Source organism: Neobacillus sedimentimangrovi (assembly GCF_010614825.1).
GTDB classification, from domain to species: domain Bacteria; phylum Bacillota; class Bacilli; order Bacillales; family Cytobacillaceae; genus Neobacillus; species Neobacillus thermocopriae.
The window spans coordinates 41,077-59,635 of sequence record NZ_JAAFZF010000014.1; the positions used below are offsets into that span (position 1 = coordinate 41,077).

Genomic DNA, 18,559 nt, shown 5'->3' on the forward strand with positions numbered 1-18,559 from the left:
TCATTAATGACCTTCAGTTGATGGATCATGTTCCTCCATATTCATTTCATCCATTGATTCTTTTTCATTGTTGATTTCAGGCTCGCTTGGCTTACCAACAACAAATTCCTTTTTTGGCATATTATGCATATCTCTTGCTGTAACATGGGAAATGATATAATAGGTTCCTTCTTTTGGGAAGTTTTTTTCCAGTCGATAAATACCATTTTCAGCATGCTTTACTTCAATTTTCGTATGTTTTTCGTCCTTTGCTCTCCAAATTTCAAAAACAACCTCATCAGCATCCGTTACCACTTCTTTTCCTTGTGTAACCTTTGCTTCAAAAACTACAGGTTCATTCGGTTTTGCATTTTCAGGGTTAATGCTTAAATCTACTTCAATCATTTCTGGAGGAGTGTTAGGATGCTCAGCCTGCTTATTGCATGCAGTAGCCGTTAGAATTAATAATAGGACAGTAATCACAAAACCAATTTTTCTCACTGCAAATCACTCCTTATTTATATCCTCAAGTACTTTTAAATGAAGGTTTAATAACAAAAGTTTCGTCTCTTGCGAAAGGACCGAATAGATAATTCTTTTACTCGCTGTAAAATATTTTTCATATATTCCTTTTCTAACTCTTGGATGAGTGTTTTCATCTAGCAATTCCCTTTTAATTGCATCCATAAGTATTTCTTTACTCGTATTACCCTCAGCATTTAATTTACGGTTATTCCAGATGGATCGGTATTCCTGTAACAATTCATCAAAATTCACATTTTCCAAACTACATACATTCCTTTCTAATAGTCTCACTGCAAGTTTACATATTTCATGACAATATTGCAAAAATAATAATAAAATTGTAATGAAAGGAGAAAGTTATGGCTACCCCTTACAGATGTCCAAACTGCAAAACAAATCGTAGCCGATTTAATCTAATTCAACAGGTATCCCATTCTGTAAAACTTAATCCTCAAACAGGGGAAATTATCAAGGAATATAATGAAAATGAATTAGAACCTTTTCATCAGCCCTATACTGGTCCGGAATATCGCATTCAATGCGCAGCCTGCGGGTTAATTGAAGATGAACGGACATTTATCAAATTTGGTGAACAGCCATTATAATGTGATTTCAAATAAAAAACACCTTTATTACGGTCACCCGTTAAATAAAGGTGTTTTTCACATTAATTTAAAAGGTTATTTTCTTTCAAAAAATCTTGAGAATCAACTTTCCATGCATCTAATGGTGTAAAACGTACTAAATGAATTTCTCCTTTAAACAGTTCCCTTCCACTATCCTTTAAATACCACTCTATTTCTACCGGTACCTTTAAACTTAATTCGTTTTTTTGGTCTTCGGGAGGCATTAATTTCATTTTTCTAATATTGATGTTTTCAACTTTATTAAAAATAGGTATCCAAGAAATTTTTTGTAGAGATACCCTTGAAATAATAGCTGGGTCTTGTTGTTTCACCCCAGCGATATAAGCATCGATCACATCATTAGGAGTGGCCTTATCTAAATATTGCTCTAATTTACCAGCAGCTTTTAAGACCATTAATTTATGTGATAGATCCATGTTATTCGTCAGGTGAGTCTTACTCCCGGAAAAATGTATGCAAAAATGCCCAGGAAAGTTATTTTTTAATGATCCTCGACCATGAGGCATACCGTGCATCGAAGCGGCAATTTTTTTATTCTTACCTAATACAATAATAGCCCTGCGTCTCCAGCTCCATTTACCACCATATATTTGCTTCATTATTTTTGTATCTTTTACAGTAATAGGCTGAACATCTGCATGGTGGCTCCCAGCTCTCCTTTGTACTTTAAACCTTTTCCCTGTTTCTATATCTACAACTGTAAATGTTGAATATTTAGGAAAAAGATTGTCAACCTTTTTCCAATCAAGCATTTCCCCTGTTTTTTCATAACTTGAAGATGCCTGAACACCACTGCCAAATAAAAATATATATAGTATTAATAGAATGACTGTCCTTTTCATGAAATTCCCCTTCCAATGTAAATAACTACATTTAAAATAGTTGCCTTAAGAACCATTCATCATTCAAACATTGAAGTGATCTGTAAGATAAAATAAATGGAAAATATGGAATTAGAAAAGTATAAACAAATTGATAAAAGTAAAGGCATTTCGATAGAAACCGATCTTAAGTAAAGCGACTCACCACTTGAGCAAATGGTTTTAACCATCGTCAAAGTGATATATATACTTTCATACTTAATAAAAAAAGCTGTCTCTAAAGCATTTATGAATTTGCTTATGAGACAGCTTTTTTAACTATTTCATTTTTTCTTTTAAGATTTCAATTGCCTTATTCAGCTGAGTATCATTGGTGTTGATAAGTTCTCTTATTTTCTCCATCAATTTCAATGTTGTTTCGCCCTTTAAGATGCCGTCAGCGGTAAGCTGATTAGCTGTTTGAAAGCTCATCACTGCTTTTTTTGTTTTTTCATCGAAAAATCCATCTTCCCTTCCAGGATCGTAACCGAGGGCCTTTAACATTTTTTGTGCAGTTTGAACCTCAGTAGATGAAGTTGACAATGTGAGCTCTTTTTCTGGGTTGATAATTGGAAGGTTAGCATATTCAGGAAGTGCTACTTCCACATCAGGTTTTATCCCTTTTTTATGAATCCAATTACCGTTTGGTGTTAACCATTTAGCAATCGTATACTTAATATTAGAACCATCAGAGAAATCTGCTGCTGTTTGTACCGTTCCTTTTCCAAATGATTTTTCCCCTACTAACGGTACAGCTGCTGATTCTTTCACAGCTGCTGCAAGAATTTCAGAGGCACTGGCACTACCTTTATCGATTAAAACAACTAAAGGAAATTCAGGATTTCCATCGTTTTGTGAAGCAATTTCTTTTACCTTACCATTTCGATCTTGCTCTTTCACAATAATTTTACCTTTTGGAACAAACATGCTGGAAATATTAATTGCTTGGTCTAACAACCCACCAGGATTTTGTCTCAAATCCAATACTAACCCTTGCATTCCTTTACTTTTCAATTCATTTAATTTGTCAGTAAGTTCTTTCGTCGTATTTGTTGAAAAGCTCGTAATTTGAACTTTTGCAATTCGGTCGTCCACCATTTCCCCATAAACCGTTTCAATTGGAATTTCATCACGAATAATAGGTACGGTTATAGGAGCATCAGAACCTGGACGTTGTATAGAAAGCTCCACCTTTGTACCTTTTTTTCCGCGAATCATTGTCACGGCTTTTGTAGATGTAACTCCCTGAAGGCTCTTCCCATCCACAGATAGGATAATATCATTCGGTTTAAGTCCAGCCTTTTCAGCAGGGGAATTTTTTATTGGAGAAACGATCATAATATGTCCATCTTTCTCTTGAATTTCAGCACCAATTCCTTCAAATGAAGAGGAAATCGTACTATGAAAACTTTCCGCCTCATCTTTCGTCATATAATCGGAATAAGGGTCATCAAGAGATTCAACCATACCGTTTATAGCACCATTTATCAGTTCTTGTTCGTTTATTTTTTTATAATAGCCATTCTTTAACGTATCAAATGCCTTATATAATTTAGTAAACTCTTCCCTGTCATTACTTACTGTAACTACCTTTTCTTCTCCAAATGAAAGGGCTACTGTTGTTATACCAGCTGATATAAAGACAATAAAAAATAACAACATAATAAAGTGAAATTTCTTTAATCGAATATAGCCAGATTTGTTTTCAGCAGTTTGTTCTTGTTCTTGCTTTACTCGTTCCATTTTCTCTTCTTCCAAAGCCTTCACCACTTTCATTTACCATAAATACATTTGCTTAACAGCTGAAGCATTTTCATTTTATATTAGAAAAAAAATATTGCCCCTAGTTTTTAGAATAACATCTTTTTCATCAAATTAACAAAAAAAATGTTAAAACCTCTTCCAATTGGAAGAGGTTTGCCCCCCTTATTCTTTAATGGCAGCTTCCAAAGCTACCTCAATCATATCATTAAATGTTAATTGTCTTTCTTCTGCTGTTGTTTCTTCCCCAGTTAAAATATGATCACTTACCGTTAGAATAGATAATGCCTTACGATTAAATTTTGCTGCCAATGTATAAAGGGCTGTGGTTTCCATTTCAATTGCTAAAATTTGATACTTTGCCCATTTTTCTAATTCAGCATTATCATTATAAAATGAATCAGCCGTAAACACACTGCCCACTTTCAGATTAAGTCCTTTTTCAACACCTACATCATAAGCATTTTTTAACAACTGAAAGTTAGCAGCCGGGGCATAATCCACATGGCCAAATGTTAAACGATTGATATTGGAATCAGTAGAACTAGTCATGGCTAATATTACATCACGAACCTTAACATCTTTTTGAATGGCACCACATGTACCTACTCGAATTAAATTTTGTACATTGTAGCTTTGAATTAACTCATTCACATATATAGAAATGGATGGAACACCCATACCCGTTCCTTGAACAGAAATTCTCTTCCCTTTATATGTACCGGTAAAACCAAACATATTACGTACTTCGTTATAGCAAGTGGCTCCCTCTAAAAAGTTTTCAGCAATATATTTTGCTCGAAGTGGATCCCCAGGAAGGAGTACTGTTTCAGCTATCTCATTTTCTTTTGCACCAATATGTATACTCATATCATTCAATCCTCCAAAATATTTGATAGTACAATTTTAATCTATACCAAAAACACTATATCATAAACGTTTTATAAGGAAAAACAAAAAATGAAAATGGCATGATTTCGTTTATTTGTGGGAGACTATAGGTAGACACCATTGATGTCAAAAGAAGTATGTAACAGGGGGATTTGAGATGGGAAAAAAACATCGCAATCGAATACAAGGTAAGAAAAAAAATAATCATGTTCCTCCAGAAGCCATTATTGCAGAACATAATGCCCATGCCAAGGAAGATAGTGCCGCTGGCGGTAGAAAGCATTAGAAAACCTAAGGATTTCCTTAGGTTTTTTCTAATTTGCGATTAAAGCAGTAAAATTCGATTGATTGAAAACCAACCTCCGGGTTGAAGTTGATAATAATATTGCCCCCCTCTTCCTTCATCAATTAATATAATATCCCATGTAGATAAAAATCTGCCTTTATAATCTGCAGGAATTCGATCCGTTACGTTAAATTGACTAAAGATTTCTTCTAAGCAATTCTCTCGGCTATTAGCCTCGATTATTGTTCGATATACTTGTTTATGCCCTTTTCTTTCACGAAATTTTGGAGTCTGAAAGATCGTCACATCATATGGTATAGTACTTCGTCTTGTTAACAATTTGATCATCGTACCCCTCCCATTTTTCGATTAAGTCAAATATTAGATATTAGTTGTGTCGAATCCTTCGCGGAATTTTTGCTTGTTTTGTCGAAAAATCAAAATATTCAATAAAAAACCCGAACTATTGTGAAACTCAAACTTAGAGTTTACATGATAGTTCGGGTTTTTCCTTAACTTAATAAATACTTATATAGCAGCCCTTTTAAGAATAACGCTCGATTATATTTTGAATTTGCTTTTGAATAGATGGAATATCTGCATTTGAAACATTAAATCGGACATATGTTTCATCGGTACCTAATGCTTCTGAAAACAGCCCTGCTAATCCTCTAGCACGTCGGTCTACCTGCAGCATAATGTCTAAGCTGCCGTTGCCAGATGGGAAAAATACCACTTCTAACTCATCTAAACGGCCACGAAATGGTCCAGAAAAAGGAACAAACTCAAATTCTTGTACAAATGGTAGGCGACCACGGAATGTTCGTGGTGCTTCTTCACAATCAGCTTCTCTAATCCTAAAACCTAGGTTTTCTACTGCATTAAACACAGCTGCCATTAATGGATTTGGAACAATCTTTATGAAGTCCTTGTCGCTAGGATCCACTCCTCCTTTAATATCCAGACCGGTAGAAACCCATACTTTTGTTCTGCCAATTGAAAGTGGAGTATCATATGGAAGTTGGAACGAAAACGGAATTTCTTTTCGTTCATTTACACCTATTGTAAATGGTGTTGTGAGTTTAATACGTTCGATAGCTGCAGTAACTGTATATTTTTTATCATCAGATTCTTTTAAATAGGTGCTATTTAAGGTGAGATAAATTTCATCTACCCTCTGTTCTACCTTACCACCTTTTATTTCAACAACACCTTTTACTGTCTCACCAGGCATATACGTATCTTTTTCCACCTTTGTATCAACTGTTGCTGATCCGATCCCTATACTAGCAAATACCTTGTTAAAAAATGACATATTTTTTCCTCCATTTTTTTTGATAAAAATTTTCTAACTCTGTTCTTTCTCAGAAGCAATTAGCATAAGCACATACACATGCCGCAACCTTCTTATAATGTGTTTGGCTTACTATAATAAAACCTATTTTTCTTTCCTATCATTTATACGAATGTATCAACTATTAAGTTTCGTTTTCTATTACATATTTCAATTTTTTTAAAAATACCAAATTAAAAAGGGCAAACACTTTATAAAGCAACAAATCACTTCGATTACACACAGGAAACACGAAAGATTGAAAGGCGATTCGCTACTAGGACCCCTGGCGCAAGGCATTTCTCAATTATTGAATATATAATTTTTATCTAATAAAAAAGCGAGCATGTGCTGCTCGACTTTCTAGTCATTTCTTATCAAAAAAGATAGATTTCCTTCCTTATTCATTTTGCATTTCTTCATCTATAATATTTTTTTCAATTAAATATTCAAACGTAATATCAGCGATTTCGTCTAATTCTTCTTCGCTAGGAACGTATCCCCTTTTAACAAGCTCATGAAAGAAAAATTCAGCAATTTCTTCCGTATCAATAAATACTTCAATTTCTTTCAAGTTATCGCCCCCTTTTTACAGAATGTATGAGTTCATTGGCTGTTTCATGCTACTTTCTTAGAAACCAACGAACGAAATGGAAAATATGTTTCGGATTGCCCCAATTTTTTAGTTATGTTTCCCATGGACAAGCATAGGATATAATAAAAAATTTTGAGGTGATCATATGAAAATTTTAAAATGGGATTTCGAGGAATTTATTATGGACGTCAATCAAGAAAATAGCAAGTTTCTCCGTATCATTGAGAAAATTTTAGACAAGATGTTTCTCCTTATCAAATGGTCTGGAATTCCTTTCCTACTTTATTTGCTAATAGAAATATTCAGATGGTAGCTATACATGGCTGCTTTTACCATCGTTACTGACCAGACTTTTTAACTTTTTCAATACCACACGCATTACATGATAATATTCCTGATCTGAAAATAATTCATAAAGAATTCGGTAATCGTTATAAATATCTAATAGATGATCGATTAGTTCCTTTTTTTCTTTTTTTCGATTAATCTCCTCATACTCTGCTTTCCTTACCTTATTTTGTAACGCGGGGGTTTTCGTAGATTTTTCTTGATCCACTAAGTATAAAAGACCTAGTTTCTGTATAAACGTGTCAGCACTCTCCGCATCTGCTACAAGTGTCATCTCTTCTTCTCCTACTTCCAGCCATTGTCCATCACTAATTCTTGACAATTCATATATTACATCCTCCCAAGCATCTTCTTTATAACGCCAAATCTCTGTCCGAAAACCAATCACCTTAAATAAGTCTGCACCATAACCGCTTACTTGAACCAAATCACCGATAAAGAATTTATATTCAATGTCGATATGTTCATGTTCCATTATTTTCCCATCATACTCCGAAAAAAGCTGTAGTGCTGATTCAATAAAAAGCCCATGGCTCCTATTTACTTCATATAAATAATCCCCGTCCAGCCATTTGACATCGGTAACTCTGCCTACTGTCCCGTAAATAGTAATCACGACTGTATCTCCAATTTGATACTTTGGTTTTTTTCTTTTTGCCATTTCCTCCCCCCCTTTTTAAAATAGTCGTAAGTATTGATTACAATAGTATATGCGAGAAAATTTTTAAAAGCGCATAGCATACATAAAATGAAAAAATCGCCTCCAAAATGAAGACGATTAAATTTCATCAGTTAATTTTTTTGTACAAGTAGGTATTGATTCCAAGCATCATCAAAAACAGACATAGACTCTAAGTAATATCCATTTAACTCTAGATATGAAGTGAGCTCATGATAATCAGTTGAATGTTTAGGAAAATCATGATCTAAATAGGCATGATTAGCAAATTTGCTTATTGGATCCTTAGGAGCTGGGTGCCGATATTTCATTAGGAAATGATAGAAGGATTTACTCATCTTGTGTCGCCTTTCTTCATTATCACTTTTTTGCAATCTTAATCTTACTATAGCGAATTGTAAAAGTGACGTCTAGCATTATGGGTGTACGTGTCTCCTCCTCATCTCCTTACTCTGTGGAAAAATCGAAATAATTTCGTTTCAATAACCTAGGTTTGTTCATTAATTCTTGAAAAGAGATTACCTTCTCAATGCTTTTGCAATCAATTAAGAAGAGTTGATCCTCAATTTCCTTTACCAATTCTTCCTTTTGATAAACCATCGAACAGTCCGGACATGATATAGATGGTGTTTCAGTTATTTCAATAGCCCTTGTGCCATCTGGAAGTTCCCAATAAACGGAACATGAATGGTTTTGTGCATTTGTATTTCCACACCAATCACAAAGCAAGATGACCCCTCCTTAAGCATTTTTTGACTCAGGCTCTATTCCGATGTTGGAATTGGCATCTGTCTTTTTTTCTTTTTGCATTAAAGCCTGATATTTCTTTTCTTTTAATTCATCCCGTTTAACACGTTTATCCTTTAATGAAGCATGATTTGGATCTTGACTATAAGCAACACGTCGATTCAGGCGTGACAAGCCCTCTGGAATAAGATTAAAGTGCTGATCGTTCATGATGCCGGCAATTCCGTTTAATGATTTTTTCTCATCCATATCCGGATAGATTTCTTTAAAATACTCTTCTGCCTTTCCAGGAATGTAATTTTCCGGTTCAGGATAAGAAGTAATTACGCCTTCAAAGTTTCTAAGAACAACCTTCTCTGGACTTTGGGAAATTAAATAATTTGGTTGAAGTGCAATTTTTCCACCCCCGCCTGGTGCATCGACAACAAAGGTTGGTACAGCATAACCGCTTGTATGACCACGCAATCCTTCAATAATCTCCAGCCCTTTCGAAACAGGTGCCCTGAAGTGGCCGATTCCTTCTGAAAGGTCGCACTGATAAATGTAATATGGCCGAACTCGAATTTTTACTAGGTCATGCATCAGTTTTTTCATAATAGGAACACTGTCATTAATACCTGCAAGAATAACAGACTGGTTTCCGACCGGCACACCAGCATTGGCTAGCATTTCACATGCTCTTTTCGATTCTTCCGTAATTTCAATGGATGTATTGAAATGAGTATTTAACCATATTGGATGATATTTTTTTAATATATTACAGAGATTTTCAGTAATCCGCTGCGGAAACACAACAGGTGCCCTTGTACCTATACGGATGATTTCCACATGATCGATTTCACGCAAGTTCTTTAAAATATATTCGAGAATATTGTCATTGATTAAAAGGCCATCCCCACCTGAAATCAATACATCTCTTACTTGAGGGGTCTGCCTAATATAAGAAATAGCAGCATCGAGTTGTTTTTTCGGTACACCCATACCGATTTGTCCGGAAAATCGTCTTCGTGTGCAATAGCGGCAGTACATAGAGCACTGATTCGTGACAAGAAAAAGTACTCGGTCCGGATATCGATGAGTTAATCCTAGTACAGGAGAATCTTCATCTTCATATAAAGGGTCTTCCAAATCGTATTTCGTTTTATTCAATTCTTTTGAGATTGGAACAGATTGCATTCTTATAGGACATCGTGGATCATCAGGATTCATTAAAGAAGCATAATAGGGTGTTATATTTAAGGGGATGGTTTTTGTAGAAATTCTTACCCCTTCTTCTTCATCTGGGGTAAGGTTAATCACCTTTTTTAAGTCATCCAATGTACGAATGGTATTGGTTAATTGCCAAAGCCAGTCATTCCACTGTTCTTCTGTTACATCTTTCCATAATTCAATATCTTTCCAATGCCTTTTCGGTTTATAAACAAACGATTTCATATTCCATTCCTCCCTATCTGGCTTTATTAAGATAATATGCAAGATTCATGCCAATTGCCTGTTAAATTACAGTTTCAAGGATTCTTCTTGCCTTTTAATCCAAACAGAATGAATCAACTTGGTAAAAGCAATGCGCAGATGCCATAGTCAGCAAAGTCTATAACCCCCTCCAAATCGACCACTTTGGTCGTACAATGCTTATGCGATCGAGATTCTATCAACTGAAATCATGAAAACTTGATAAATCAAAAGAAATTAGACGTTGACTAAAAGCAAAGTAAGGGCAAAGGCCAAACACCACTAATTCACTTGCGCATGTTATTTGTCCAATTCGAAAATAAACTTCAAAATAAAAAAAGTGCCGAAATTACGGCACTTTTTTCTGTTTTTTCAATTTATATTGTAAAGTCTGTCTTGGGATTTCTAATAGTTCAGCAGCTTGCTTGACATTTCCTTGACTTCTCTCCATCGCTATTGAGATTAACCTCTTTTCTAGCTCTTCTAAGTTTTTCCTTAATGATAGAGTTTCAGCCTTATTCCTTTGTTTTTGATTATTGTCTAAAAGGTGTTTTAACATAATTGGCAAATCATCAGTACTTAGTAAATCACCTTCGCAAATATTTACCATATATTCAATCGTATGTTTTAATTCACGGACATTTCCTGGCCAATGATATTCTAAGAAAAGTACCTCCAAGTCTTTGGTTAAGCCTTTTATCTTCTTATTTAACCTTTTGTTATAATCATGAATAAAAAATTCCACCAAAAATAAAATGTCCTCTTTTCTTTCCCTTAATGGGGGTAGGGAAAAAGTGAATACATTTAAACGATAATAAAGATCAGATCGAAGACGCTGTTCTTGGAGGGCCTGATTGGGATGGATATTTACAGCAGCGATGATACGGACATCGACCGTAATATTTTCAGAGCTCCCAACCCTTCTAATCATCCCATCCTCTAAAACTCTCAAAAGTTTAGCCTGTAGTTCAATTGGCATTGTATGAAGCTCATCTAAGAAAAGTGTTCCCCCATCTGCCAGTTCAAACAAACCTTTTCGTTCTACCGCACCAGTATAACTTCCTTTTGCCGTACCAAATAAAATACTTTCAAGAAGCGTTTCAGGAATAGCTGCACAGTTTTGTGCAATAAATGGTCCGTTAGAGCGGAGTGATTCATAATGAATACCTTGAACAAATAATTCTTTTCCAGTACCACTTTCTCCATAGACAAGAATAGGAGAATCGGATTTTGATAGTTTGATCGCTTCATCTTTCATTCTTTTAAAGGCGGCACTTGTAGTTTTCAAGTCATCAAATGTATATTTAACCTTTTTTGTTGTTTTCTTCTTTCTCCCTTTGTTTAAGCCTTTTTGCAAATCCAACAGTCTTTCAGATAACAGCTTCATACGAGAGTAGTCTTTCGCAATTTCAACAGCGCCAATAATTTCTCCGTCCACGAGAATAGGCAGAGTAGTATTAATGGTATCAATTCTTCTGCCATGCAAATTGTCATAAACTTGTGTCTGATTATAGATTGGCTTTGCTGTTTTTATTACCCTTAACAATGTACTTGATTCCTCTGTTAGTGAAGGAAATGCCTCGAGCAGATGTTTGCCGAGTACTTCATTTATTTCCATACCATCGTGCCTCGCTGCCACTTCATTATAAAAAATCGTTTTTCCTTCAGTATTAACCACATGGATTCCTTCATCAATACTTTTTAAAATGGCAGCAAGAACTTCCCGGGTCAACGAGGTTAATGGATCCAAATTTTCACCTGCCCTTGCCTTTTATTCAATAGCGCCAAAAAATTGGCATTAACTGCCAACTTTTTAGCAACTTGATAAATTTTTCACCCACATATTCATGTTTTCAAGCTTGTCATAAATATAGACATTATTCATCAATCTGCCCCGATACGCATAGCCAAGCTGATAAAGAACAGCATTCATTCCAAAGGAAAGTGATCTAGCAATAGAATAGACACAGAATACCCCTCTTCTCTTCAACTCAACTTCAAGTTCTTGTAGAATCATTTTCATAAGGCCGTATTTTCTATGCTCTGGTAGTGTCGCACAGTCTGTCAATTCCGCATTTTTGTAAAAATCATTGATTTCTGCCGAAGCAGCGCTTACAATTTCCCCTTGATGAAAATAGGCATAATAGATTGTCCCATCCTGCATCGTCTTAATAATATAATCCGGATCATTCAATGGAGTCGGATAAATTTGAAATACCTGGCGATAAAGGCCAGAAAGCATTGGGGCATGAGATTCATCCAATCTAATTAATTCGTATTCTTTAGGTGGTAACGTCTTTGTTTCTGTTTTATTTAACTGATAGATGCTCTTTATAATTCCGTCTTCCGTAATCCAATGATCATTTTTCTTGCGATCTGCCGTATAAAATTTCGAATAAAAATAGGCATCAGATCCGAGAAAATAATGGTCAACCATTGCCTCCGGCTGAAGCCCCCATTCAAAAAGCCCAATAGTATCTTCTTTTCTTCCTTTAATGATCAATTTTTCCGCTTGGTATTGTTTGACAAGATCCTCTGCTTTGTAAAGAATTTGTTTGAGATTCCCTCGGTAATCATCAACTCGAATTCTTTTATTAAATGGATCAATATAAACCTCCAAATAATAATTATCTTCTTTAATTCTTAATGTATCAGCTAATTGATTCATACTTTCCCCCTTCTTTGTTGAAACATCCTTTGAACCCAATTAGTATAATGTCCGGCCATCAAACAGCCGGACATCAATTTATTTCCAATTTACCTCTTAGTCTATCATGAAAAGGACTATTCGTTAACCCCGCACCACTTTAATAGTGTTAATGCAATGATTTCACTGGCAGCAAACATTTCTTCTAAAATAATATGTTCATTCGCATCGTGGGCTAATTCCGTAATTCCTGGTCCAAACACAACGACTGGCGTCCCACCAATATTAGAAAGAATCCCCCCATCTGTTCCCCATGGACTCGCTTCAATAATAGGTTCATTTCCTTTCACTGTTTTAAAGCTTCTGGAAAGTTCTTCAATTAAAGGGTGATCACTTTCTAAATTGCCCGGTAGCCACATGGCGCCAAACCATTCAATTTTTATCGGGTGTTGTTTAAACCACTCATCTTGTTCATTCAATTCTTCCAGACATGCGTGCATTTGACGTTGAGCCTCTTGAATGGTTTCCTGCGGTGCAACCCCCATTCTCCCTTCAATCACTGCGGTATCAGGTACTGAGGAAGGCCACTCTCCACTCGTAATTTTTCCAATATTAATCGGAATAGGAATAGGGACATTTTCATATAGGGAATCTGTTATTTTGGCATTTCTATCTTTCTCTAACTGTTGTAATCTCTGTATAACATTTACTAATTTTTCGATGGCATTGACTCCTTCGTACCTTGTTCCTCCATGAGCTGCCTTACCTCTTACAGTAATTCTAAACCACATAGAGCCTTGTTGTTTTGGGAAAATTTTCATATTTGTTGGTTCTGGGATGATTGCTCCATCAGCTCGATAACCTCTAAGTACTGCAGCCAATGTACCGGCTCCTCCACTTTCTTCTTCAATTACGCTTTGAAATATGACATCCCCCTTTAATTTTGTCCCAGTTTCAATAATGGACTCAATAGCCATAAGGAGCGCAACCGTACCACCCTTCATATCTGTCGCACCTCTGCCGTAGAGTCTTCCGGATTCAATATGTCCACTAAATGGATCGTGTTCCCATCTATTCCTATCCCCTACCGGTACTACATCAATATGACCATTGAGGATCATCGACTTACCTCCCCCGGTCCCTTTAAGTACCGCAACTAGATTGGGATTACCTTCAAAATCTTTCCGGTCACAGCAAAAAGCAGGGTGATTTCTCAACTCATCTCCACCAATTTCCCAAATATCCAGTTTCATCCCTAATTGACGGCACTTTTCTATTATTACAGCTTGAGCACTACTTTCATTTCCACGCGTACTGTTTTCTTGAACCAATCTTTGTAGCAGCCTTGCACATTTTATCCTATTCTCTTTTAACCACTTTCTAATTCTTATTTCATGATTTTTCACGTTGCATCACTCCTTTTGGATAAATGCATCGATTAATATGAGATGTACCTCAAATTATCGCTTATTTTAAAATCACACCCCGTGTTTTTAACTACGATTTCAATATTGTAAGGGGGAAATATTTCTGTCATAACCAAGTTCTGTTCCGTAACTTGAAAAACAGCAAGTTCCGTTACAATCATGTCCACACAAGCTGATGATGTTAACGGAAACGTACATTGTTTAACAATCTTTGGGTTCCCCTGTTTATCGCAATGATTCATGAGGACAATCACTTTCTTTGCTTTTTGTGCCAGCTCCATTGCACCACCCATTCCTGGAACCCTTTTTCCGGGTACGATCCAGTTGGCAAGGTCTCCTTTTTCACTTACTTGAAGGGAACCTAAAATCGTCATATCCACCCGTCCCCTACGGATCATTCCAAAAGCTATGGAACTATCACAATAGGATCCTCCTGGTTTTAATGTGACAGGGAATCCCCCGGCATTACAAAGATTTTCATCTTCTTCCCCTTTTTGCGGGCTTGGTCCCATACCTGTGATACCGTTCTCTGCATGGAACATGACATTAATATCATCAGAAAGATAATTGGGGACAAGTGATGGAATACCAATTCCAAGATTAACAACCATGCCATTCCTTATTTCTTCTGCAGCCCTACGTGCGAGTTTGTTTCGAATTTCTACTCCCATGCCCATTTCCAGTCTACCCCCTTTGACAGTATTACGTGATCAACGAAAACCCCTGGGGTAACAATTTCTTCTGGATTCAATCTTCCAAGTGGAACAATTTCCCCAACTTCTGCAATGGTAATATCTCCTGCCATTGCTACAAGAGGGTTTGTATTTCGAGCACTTTTATCATAAATTAAGTTTCCATATTCATCCGCCTTTTTTGCATATACAATCGAAACTTCTGCAGTCAGGGCCGATTCCACCAAATATTTCTTTCCATTTAATGTATATACCGGTTTGTTTTTCGCAACGATTTCATTATCTACCCCAATATCTGAAAGTATTGCTGGAATTCCAACCCCACCAGCCCGGATCCTCTCCATCAATATCCCCTGGGGTGAAAACTCTACCTCCAGCTTTCCTTCTTGCATAAACTTACCCGCAAACGGATTTGAACCAATATGTGAAGCAATTACCTTTGCTGCTCGTTCTTGGCTAACCAATTTTCCTATCCCAATATGTGGGAAACCAGTGTCATTCCCAATGAGTGTCAATTTCCGAATTCCTTTTTTTAGGATTCCTTCAATGAGTGTAGGGGGGGAGCCAACTCCTCCAAACCCTCCGAACATGATGGTCATGCCATCATGGAAGTATTCCATTACCTTCTCCAATGTTGTGATTTTGCCAAATTTGTTATTCATTCATAGTCACCAGCCTTTCCTGATTGGTTCATAGACTTCGAAAAGGCTGAAAATGTATCTTTTATTAATTGGATCAACTCCATTAATTCCTGCTCATTAATGGTTAATGGTGGTGAAATAATAATTGAGTCACCATTTACCCCATCAATACCTGAACCAGATGGATATACGATGAGCCCAATTTCCTTAGCCAGTTCCACCATTTTTTGAGTAACAAATGCTTCTCGAGGAAAAGGTTTTTTTGTATGCTGATCTTCCACAAATTCAATTCCTAACAATAACCCCTTGCCTCGAACATCACCAATAAACGAAAATGAATCTTTCATTTCTTCTAATTGTTGTTTTAAATAATTTCCCTTCTCTTCTACTTGTCTCATAATCTTATTTTTTTCAAGATATTCAAGTACAGCTAGTGAGATGGCACAAGACTGTGGATTTGCACTAAGAGTATGTCCACTCATAATCGATTTCGAACCATTGAGTATTGGCTCCATTACCTTTTCCGAGGCAACAGCAACCGCAATCGGAGCATATCCTGCCCCCAATCCTTTTCCTAAAGTAACAATGTCAGGTATTACTCCCCAATGTTCACAAGTAAGCATTCGTCCTGTTCGTCCTGACCCTGTCATGACTTCATCGGCAATAAAGAGTATTTCATATTTATCACATATTTGTCGGATAATTTGAAAATAGCCTTCAGGTGGAGAAATTGCTCCTCCAGCTGCTCCAATAATCGGTTCAGCGATAAAAGCCGCGATGTGTTCTGGACCAATTCGCTGAATAACCGTTTCAAGCTCCTTTGCGCATAGGAAACTGCAAGATGGTGCTTTAAGATTATAAGGGCAACGATAACAATATGGAGGATGAATAACAGGAAAATCCTCAAGAAGAGGAACAAACCTTGCTCTTCTACTCGAGTGCCCTGACATCGAAAGCGCTCCCATTGTAATTCCATGATAACTGACCCATCGGGATAACACTTTCTTTTTTGTGTGGATTCCTTTTTCCTGCCAATACTGAATAGCCATTTTCATAGCCGTCTCAGTCGCTTCGGAACCACTATTTACAAAAAAACACCAATTAAGCTGTCCAGGTAACAGGGCAGCTATTTTCTCAGCTAACTGCTCAGCTGCTTCACTGGTAAACTGAGAACGATACACAAAGGAAATTTTTTTTGCCTGTTCATTCATTGCCTCAATAATTTCCGGGACCCCGTGCCCAATATTGGCTGTTACTGCACCAGAAGCACCATCCAAGTATTTCTTCCCTTCTTTATCAAATAAATAGACCCCTTTTCCATAGTCAATCACAGGGTACACCTGGTCAAGTATTGGTTTGATTAAATTGGAACGTGTCACTTCGAATACCACATCCTTTATAAAAATACAAAGGTACAATAGATAGTACACCAACAAGATGGTCCCTTATTGAAATTGTATGATGGATTTTTTAGTTTCTTTCTTCTATCAATCCAATCTTTTACTTTTTATTTGGGTTATTATAGAATATCAAAGAGAATAAAGAAGGAATGAAATAGATGAGTACAATCAAACAAATTCAATCAAAATCAAGGGAAATTTCCACGTTCCAATTAATTGTGATCTTTTATTTATCAGCATTAATCATTTCTACACTTTTATTAATGATACCCTTTGCCCATCGCCCAAATGTACATTTAAGCTTTATTGATGCCATGTTTACAGCAGCAAGCGCGATAAGTGTAACAGGTCTGAATGTCATTTCTGTGAAAGATACTTTTAGTAATTTTGGAATCTTCTTATTGTGTCTCATACTTCAATTAGGCGGCCTTGGAGTTATGTCCTTAAGTACATTTCTTTGGGTAGTGCTAGGGAAAAAAGTTGGCTTAAAAGAAAGACAACTGATTATGATTGACCATAATCAATCCAATTTATCTGGGCTAGTTCAGCTAGCCAAGCGAATCTTTATTATCATTGTTACAATTGAATTCATAGGGGGAATCATTTTAGGGGTTCATTTTTTAAATTATTACGATAATGCCTTAACAGCGATGAAGCACGGTTTTTTCGCTTCTATTAGTGCAACAACAAATGCAGGTTTTGATATTACAGGTGAGTCATTAATTCCTTTCAAAAATGATTACTATGTTCAAATCATAGTTATTTTCCTAGTTATCATTGGTGCCATTGGTTTCCCAGTCATTATTGAGGTTTATGAATTCTTAATCACTTTAAAAAACAAGAAAAAATTTCATTTTAGCCTGTTTACCAAATTAACAACACTAACCTTTGTCATACTCACGGTATTTGGAGGTTTATTCATTTATCTTTTAGACATGAATCATTTTTTTGCCAATAAAAATTGGCATGAAGCGTTTTTTTATTCCTTTTTCCATTCAGTGACAACAAAAAGTGCCGGCCTAACAACGACCGATCTGAATGAATTCACACCAAGTAACCAACTCTTTATTTCAATTTTAATGTTCATAGGGGGTTCTCCAAGTAGTGCTAGTGGTGGTATCCGCACGACAACATTTGCGATCGTTGTCTTGGCAATCATCTTTTATGCTCAGGGGAAAGGGACAATAAAAGTATTCAAGAGGGAACTAAAAGCAGAGGATGTCTTGAAGTCTTTTGTTGTAATAATGACCGGTTCCATTTTATGTTTAGTATCGATTATCATTTTGTCCGTCACAGAAAAAGGGACGATATTAGAAATTATTTTTGAAGTCAATTCGGCATTTGGTACGAATGGATTGTCTTTGGGATTAACCCCAGAACTAACAACTTTTGGAAAAATTTTAATTATTATTTTAATGTTTATTGGTCGAGTTGGAATAGTTACCTGTCTCTTAATGCTAAGAGGGAAAGGAAGAAAAGAAACCTTTCATTACCCAAAGGAAAAAGTCATTATTGGATAAGAAATCGAGTAGGAGGGGGTGACTAACCCCCGACCTCTCACACCACCGTACGTACCGTTCGGTATACGGCGGTTCAATTAAGTTTGACGTAGCTCTTGATATCTTTCGAATAGACTTCTTAACCCTCGA

21 protein-coding genes are annotated in these 18,559 nt (G+C 36.2%); 3 read left to right on the top strand and 18 right to left on the bottom strand.

Annotated features, from left to right (window positions below; translation table 11 throughout):
* Positions 1–3 precede the first annotated feature (3 nt).
* Both GZA11_RS07005 and GZA11_RS07010 read right to left on the bottom strand, forming a co-directional pair.
* Complete coding sequence (locus GZA11_RS07005) at positions 4–480, bottom strand: FixH family protein (RefSeq protein ID WP_038535647.1); 477 nt, start codon at positions 478–480, stop codon at positions 4–6.
* A gap of 6 nt (positions 481–486) precedes the next feature.
* A complete protein-coding gene (locus GZA11_RS07010; RefSeq protein WP_200878233.1) occupies positions 487–756 on the bottom strand; it encodes a hypothetical protein in 270 nt (89 codons plus the stop codon).
* 107 nt (positions 757–863) lie between these two features.
* Here GZA11_RS07010 and GZA11_RS07015 point away from each other — a divergent pair, with 107 nt between their 5' ends.
* The gene (locus GZA11_RS07015) at positions 864–1,109 is read left to right on the top strand and encodes a hypothetical protein (RefSeq protein WP_038535651.1); all 246 of its coding nucleotides are present in this window, start codon (positions 864–866) and stop codon (positions 1,107–1,109) included.
* Between the two features lie 62 nt (positions 1,110–1,171).
* On the opposite strand, the gene GZA11_RS07020 is transcribed toward GZA11_RS07015, so the two are convergent.
* From GZA11_RS07020 to deoD, 3 genes are all read right to left on the bottom strand, one after another.
* Positions 1,172–1,903 carry a hypothetical protein gene (locus tag GZA11_RS07020; RefSeq protein WP_231314727.1) on the bottom strand — a complete coding sequence of 244 codons (732 nt, stop codon included), beginning with the start codon at positions 1,901–1,903 and terminating at the stop codon, positions 1,172–1,174.
* A 387-nt stretch (positions 1,904–2,290) separates the two neighbouring features.
* Positions 2,291–3,754, bottom strand: a complete 1,464-nt coding sequence (locus GZA11_RS07025) for a lmo1851 family serine protease (RefSeq protein WP_269153297.1) — start codon at positions 3,752–3,754, stop codon at positions 2,291–2,293.
* Positions 3,755–3,937: 183 nt separating this feature from the next.
* The gene (gene deoD / locus GZA11_RS07030) at positions 3,938–4,642 is read right to left on the bottom strand and encodes a purine-nucleoside phosphorylase (RefSeq protein WP_038535658.1); all 705 of its coding nucleotides are present in this window, start codon (positions 4,640–4,642) and stop codon (positions 3,938–3,940) included.
* Positions 4,643–4,820: 178 nt separating this feature from the next.
* On the opposite strand from deoD, the gene GZA11_RS16895 reads away from it, so the two are divergent.
* Positions 4,821–4,949, top strand: coding sequence for a hypothetical protein (locus GZA11_RS16895; RefSeq protein ID WP_268926760.1), 129 nt, complete (start codon positions 4,821–4,823; stop codon positions 4,947–4,949).
* Positions 4,950–4,988: 39 nt separating this feature from the next.
* Here GZA11_RS16895 and GZA11_RS07035 read toward each other — a convergent pair whose 3' ends face one another.
* From GZA11_RS07035 to GZA11_RS07095, 13 genes are all read right to left on the bottom strand, one after another.
* Positions 4,989–5,297 carry a YodL domain-containing protein gene (locus tag GZA11_RS07035; protein WP_038535660.1) on the bottom strand — a complete coding sequence of 103 codons (309 nt, stop codon included), beginning with the start codon at positions 5,295–5,297 and terminating at the stop codon, positions 4,989–4,991.
* A gap of 196 nt (positions 5,298–5,493) precedes the next feature.
* Entirely contained in the window at positions 5,494–6,264 is a 771-nt protein-coding gene (locus GZA11_RS07040) for a sporulation protein (RefSeq protein WP_038535663.1), read from the bottom strand.
* Positions 6,265–6,682: 418 nt separating this feature from the next.
* On the bottom strand, positions 6,683–6,856 hold the full coding sequence (locus GZA11_RS07045; RefSeq protein ID WP_081905038.1) for a YozD family protein: 174 nt from the start codon (positions 6,854–6,856) through the stop codon (positions 6,683–6,685).
* Between the two features lie 334 nt (positions 6,857–7,190).
* Complete coding sequence (locus GZA11_RS07050) at positions 7,191–7,886, bottom strand: hypothetical protein (RefSeq protein ID WP_163183293.1); 696 nt, start codon at positions 7,884–7,886, stop codon at positions 7,191–7,193.
* 131 nt (positions 7,887–8,017) lie between these two features.
* Positions 8,018–8,242 carry a YozE family protein gene (locus tag GZA11_RS07055; protein ID WP_163183294.1) on the bottom strand — a complete coding sequence of 75 codons (225 nt, stop codon included), beginning with the start codon at positions 8,240–8,242 and terminating at the stop codon, positions 8,018–8,020.
* Between the two features lie 109 nt (positions 8,243–8,351).
* Complete coding sequence (locus GZA11_RS07060; protein WP_407938543.1) at positions 8,352–8,636, bottom strand: YokU family protein; 285 nt, start codon at positions 8,634–8,636, stop codon at positions 8,352–8,354.
* Positions 8,637–8,645: 9 nt separating this feature from the next.
* The gene (gene kamA, locus GZA11_RS07065) at positions 8,646–10,085 is read right to left on the bottom strand and encodes a lysine 2,3-aminomutase (protein WP_163183296.1); all 1,440 of its coding nucleotides are present in this window, start codon (positions 10,083–10,085) and stop codon (positions 8,646–8,648) included.
* 367 nt (positions 10,086–10,452) lie between these two features.
* Positions 10,453–11,853: a sigma-54 interaction domain-containing protein gene (locus tag GZA11_RS07070; RefSeq protein ID WP_038535671.1), complete on the bottom strand. Its 1,401-nt coding sequence runs from the start codon at positions 11,851–11,853 to the stop codon at positions 10,453–10,455.
* 63 nt (positions 11,854–11,916) lie between these two features.
* Positions 11,917–12,771 carry a putative beta-lysine N-acetyltransferase gene (gene ablB, locus GZA11_RS07075; RefSeq protein ID WP_163183297.1) on the bottom strand — a complete coding sequence of 285 codons (855 nt, stop codon included), beginning with the start codon at positions 12,769–12,771 and terminating at the stop codon, positions 11,917–11,919.
* Between the two features lie 116 nt (positions 12,772–12,887).
* Positions 12,888–14,156 carry a peptidase gene (locus GZA11_RS07080; protein ID WP_163183298.1) on the bottom strand — a complete coding sequence of 423 codons (1,269 nt, stop codon included), beginning with the start codon at positions 14,154–14,156 and terminating at the stop codon, positions 12,888–12,890.
* 32 nt (positions 14,157–14,188) lie between these two features.
* Positions 14,189–14,854 carry a 3-oxoacid CoA-transferase subunit B gene (locus GZA11_RS07085; protein WP_038535677.1) on the bottom strand — a complete coding sequence of 222 codons (666 nt, stop codon included), beginning with the start codon at positions 14,852–14,854 and terminating at the stop codon, positions 14,189–14,191.
* A complete protein-coding gene (locus GZA11_RS07090; RefSeq protein ID WP_038535680.1) occupies positions 14,839–15,531 on the bottom strand; it encodes a CoA transferase subunit A in 693 nt (230 codons plus the stop codon). Before GZA11_RS07090 ends, GZA11_RS07085 begins: the two co-directional genes overlap by 16 nt.
* The gene (locus GZA11_RS07095; protein WP_163183299.1) at positions 15,528–16,889 is read right to left on the bottom strand and encodes an aspartate aminotransferase family protein; all 1,362 of its coding nucleotides are present in this window, start codon (positions 16,887–16,889) and stop codon (positions 15,528–15,530) included. Before GZA11_RS07095 ends, GZA11_RS07090 begins: the two co-directional genes overlap by 4 nt.
* A gap of 179 nt (positions 16,890–17,068) precedes the next feature.
* Between GZA11_RS07095 and GZA11_RS07100 the strand changes: the two genes are divergently transcribed.
* Positions 17,069–18,430, top strand: a complete 1,362-nt coding sequence (locus tag GZA11_RS07100) for a TrkH family potassium uptake protein (RefSeq protein WP_163183300.1) — start codon at positions 17,069–17,071, stop codon at positions 18,428–18,430.
* The last annotated feature ends 129 nt before the right edge of the window (positions 18,431–18,559 follow it).